The organism is uncultured Streptococcus sp. (genome assembly GCF_915066115.1).
Classification (GTDB): domain Bacteria; phylum Bacillota; class Bacilli; order Lactobacillales; family Streptococcaceae; genus Streptococcus.
The window spans coordinates 1-4,044 of sequence record NZ_CAJZDT010000143.1 but is presented as its reverse complement, the minus strand read 5'-3'; the positions used below and the strand labels follow the sequence as shown (position 1 = coordinate 4,044).

Annotated in this window: 3 protein-coding genes; 2 read left to right on the top strand and 1 reads right to left on the bottom strand. The window is 40.1% G+C overall.

The features are described 5' to 3' along the window. Together lpdA and QZ565_RS08435 are read left to right on the top strand one after the other, a co-directional pair. Nucleotides 1–1,469: dihydrolipoyl dehydrogenase (gene lpdA, locus QZ565_RS08440; RefSeq protein ID WP_295528177.1), on the top strand; the 1,469-nt coding region annotated here is incomplete at its 5' end. Nucleotides 1,470–1,528: 59 nt separating this feature from the next. Next, the gene (locus QZ565_RS08435; protein WP_295528174.1) at nt 1,529–2,518 is read left to right on the top strand and encodes a lipoate--protein ligase; all 990 of its coding nucleotides are present in this window, start codon (nt 1,529–1,531) and stop codon (nt 2,516–2,518) included. Between the two features lie 73 nt (nt 2,519–2,591). On the opposite strand, the gene xerS is transcribed toward QZ565_RS08435, so the two are convergent. Then, on the bottom strand, nt 2,592–3,662 hold the full coding sequence (gene xerS, locus QZ565_RS08430) for a tyrosine recombinase XerS (protein ID WP_295528171.1): 1,071 nt from the start codon (nt 3,660–3,662) through the stop codon (nt 2,592–2,594). Nucleotides 3,663–4,044 lie beyond the last annotated feature (382 nt).

Here is a 4,044-nt window from a genome sequence, read left to right as displayed (position 1 = left end):
AAGGGGAAAATATCCCAACAGCTGGAGCAGCAGCGCCAGAAGCTAGCCCAGCGCCTACAGTTAGTGCCTCAAACGACGACGGCAAGAGCGATGATGCCTTTGATATCGTCGTGATTGGTGGAGGTCCTGCTGGATATGTGGCAGCCATTAAAGCAGCTCAACTTGGTGGTAAGGTTGCCCTTGTTGAGAAATCAGAACTCGGTGGAACCTGCTTGAACCGTGGCTGTATCCCTACCAAGACCTACCTTCACAACGCAGAAATCATTGAAAATATCGGTCATGCAGCAAACCGTGGTATCGTTATCGAGAATCCAAACTTCACTGTAGATATGGATAAACTTTTAGAAACTAAATCTAAAGTTGTTAATACCTTAGTAGGTGGTGTTGCAGGTCTTCTTCGTAGCTACGGAGTTACTGTTCATAAGGGAATTGGTACAATCACTAAAGACAAGAACGTCTTGGTAAATGGTTCAGAATTGCTTGAAACCAAGAAAATCATCCTTGCTGGTGGTTCAAAAGTCAGCAAGATCAACGTCCCTGGTATGGAATCTCCACTGGTGATGACCAGTGACGACATTCTTGAAATGAACGAAGTTCCAGAGAGCCTCGTAATCATCGGTGGTGGCGTTGTCGGTATCGAACTCGGGCAGGCCTTCATGACATTTGGTTCAAAAGTGACTGTTATTGAAATGATGGACCGTATCGTACCAGCTATGGATGCGGAAGTTTCTAAGAACCTTCGCTTGATTCTTGAACGTAAAGGCATGACCATCTTGACTGACACTAAACTCCAAGAAATCATCGAGGAAAATGGTCAACTTCGTATCAAGGTTGAAGGAAAAGACGATGTCATCGCAAGTAAAGCTCTTCTTTCAATCGGTCGTGTGCCAGACCTTGAAGGTATTGGCGATGTTGAGTTTGAATTGGATCGTGGACGTATCAAGGTCAACGAATACATGGAAACTTCTGTTCCAGGCATCTACGCTCCAGGTGACATCAACGGTACTAAGATGTTGGCGCACGCAGCCTTCCGCATGGGTGAAGTAGCAGCAGAAAATGCCCTTAAAGGAAATCATGCTGTTGCCAAGTTGAACTTGACTCCTGCAGCCATCTACACTCTTCCTGAAGTAGCAGCAGTAGGTCTTACTGAAGAACAAGCTCGTGAGAAATACGATGTTGCCATCGGTAAATTCAACTTTGCTGCCAACGGACGTGCTATTGCATCGGATGCTGCTCAAGGTTTCGTAAAAGTCATTGCAGATAAGAAATATGGAGAAATCCTTGGTGTTCATATCATCGGTCCTGCAGCTGCAGAATTGATCAATGAAGCGTCGAGCATTATCGAAATGGAAATTACTGTTGAAGAAATGCTGAAGACTATCCACGGACACCCAACTTACTCTGAAGTGATGTATGAAGCATTTGCAGATGTTCTAGAAATGGCCATCCATTCACCTAAGAAAAAATAAAATGAAGATAGACTAGGCTGGAAAGATATTTTCCAGTCTCTATCGTATAAAGGGATATCATGAAATATATTATCAATCATTCAAACGACACTGCCTTTAATATTGCCTTGGAAGAATATGCCTTTAAACATCTTTTAGATGAGGATCAAATCTTCCTTCTTTGGATCAATAAACCATCTATCATTGTTGGTCGTCACCAAAATACTATCGAAGAAATAAATCGTGATTATGTTCGTGAAAATGGTATTGAGGTGGTTCGCCGTATCAGCGGTGGTGGAGCTGTTTACCACGATTTGAATAACCTCAACTACACTATTATCTCAAAAGAAGATGAAAACAAGGCCTTTGACTTCAAGAGCTTTTCAACTCCAGTTATCAATACCTTGGCTCAACTCGGTGTTAAAGCTGAGTTTACAGGCCGTAACGACCTTGAGATTGATGGCAAGAAATTCTGTGGCAATGCCCAAGCTTATATCAATGGCCGTATCATGCACCACGGTTGCTTGCTCTTTGACGTTGATTTGTCAGTGCTTGCTAACGCCCTTAAGGTTTCAAAAGATAAATTTGAATCAAAAGGTGTCAAATCGGTCCGTGCTCGTGTAACCAATATTATCAATGAATTACCAGAAAAAATCACAGTCGAAGAATTCCGTGGCTTACTCTTGGAATACATGAAAAAAGAGTATCCAGAGATGACAGAATACGTTTTTTCAGAAGAAGAAATGGCTGAAATTAATCGCATCAAGGATACTAAGTTTGGTACTTGGGACTGGAATTATGGTAAATCACCTGAATTTAACGTACGTCGTGGAACCAAATTCACTAGTGGTAAGGTGGAAGTCTTTGCTAATGTCGTCGAATCAAAAATCCAAGACATCAAGATTTACGGTGACTTCTTTGGTATTGAAGACGTTGCTGCAGTAGAAGATGTCCTTCGTGGAGTGAAATACGAACGCGAAGATGTCCTTAAGGCGCTAGAAACCATTGATATCACACGCTACTTCGCTGGTATTAGCCGTGAAGAAATCGCTGAAGCGGTAGTAGGATAAACCAAAAAGAAGTTGGTTGTAGGACCAGCTTCTTTTTTAAAAATCATATATTACATAATTTATTTTATGTATTTCATAAACTATCTAGAGCATTCTTTTGTTCATCGTTGACGATATGGGTATAGAGGTCAGTGACTTGTGTACTGGCATGTCCTAGCTGATGACTAACCAAAACTTGCGATTTAGTCGCATCATAGAGCCTAGTTGCTAGGGTATGGCGCAGTTTGTGGGGAGTTACACGCACTTTGAAGTCCTCAGAATACTTAGCAACCATCTTTTCCACGCTGGAAGCATCGATACGATTGGGAACACCTCTGTAGAGTGTCAAAAAAAGGGCTGTATCTGTTTTTTCTGCCTTATAGCGTTTATTACGAATGCCTAGATAATTCTCTAGATAAGGTTTTGCAAAGACAGCAACATTGACCGAGTCACGTTTGCCACCTTTTCGAGTGACATCGATAACCATCATTTTTAGATTGAGGTCCCTTAGATCCAGATTAACAGCTTCAGATAAGCGGACACCAGACGCCAAAAGAAGGGCAATAATGGCCAAATCACGTTCTTTATTTTTGTTGAATGATGAGAGAGCTCGATTAGAGAGCTGTTGTGGGTATTCTTGGTCGATATAAGTTAGAAAACCTTCTGTTTCATCACCTAGAAAGAGTTTTTGCTTGATGTTTTCAGCTCTGGCAGCAAGTGTTTCTTTCTTTTTCTTGGTTGAAACTTTCTTCATTACATTACGATAGAAATAGGGTTCCCCCTGGTCGTTTTCAACCTCCTCGGTCAAATACTTGTAAAGACTAGAAAGTGCTGACAAAGTCCGGTTTATGGTTGTCTGTGAGACACCTTGCTTGGTTGTATTAGCATTTAGCAAAGGACGTTCACGTAGGTAAAGGATAAAGGATTCCATGTCTTTCTTAGACATATTTTCCAAGACAGATAAAGGAATATCAGACATTTTATCAGCGTTTGAAATACCAGACTCCAAAACCCAGCTGAAAAATCGATCGTATTCCTTGAGGTATTCGTACAAGGTTGTAAAACTGTAAGGAACAGCAAGCTTAGATTGGTAGTATTCCAGAACATACCATGGCATGATTTGTTTTAGTTTGTCGATTCGTTCCAGTAAAATCTCACGTTTCATGTATTTTCTCCATAATTAAGTCTACAAGTAGTATAGCATAGACTTATATATTTTTCAAGAAAATTATAGTTTTTCGGAAAGATGATATAGGAGTTTTTTTAAAGTGATAGAAAGACTTAGACCTGCTGAAAAATAACTGGAAATTTTTCAAATTTACACCGTAACAAAAGTAAAATTCAAAACCTTATTAAATCAAGGTTTTTATGCTCGCAAGGGGTTTAAAAGGGGCTGATTTTGTACATTTAGCATCTGAACTACTGGATCAAAAAAATGTACTTTATCCAGCATTAAAATAAAGTACATTTAGATTATAAAGTACATTTTTCAAAGAGTGTACATTATGCCTTAAACTTAGTCGTATCAAGGGTTTATTTACTGTCTA

What these genes read in the sequence shown, in the direction of transcription:
- QZ565_RS08435 (WP_295528174.1), top strand. Translation starts at nt 1,529, where the DNA reads ATGAAATATATTATCAATCATTCAAACGACACTGCCTTTAATATTGCC.
- xerS (WP_295528171.1), bottom strand. Translation starts at nt 3,662, where the DNA reads ATGAAACGTGAGATTTTACTGGAACGAATCGACAAACTAAAACAAATC.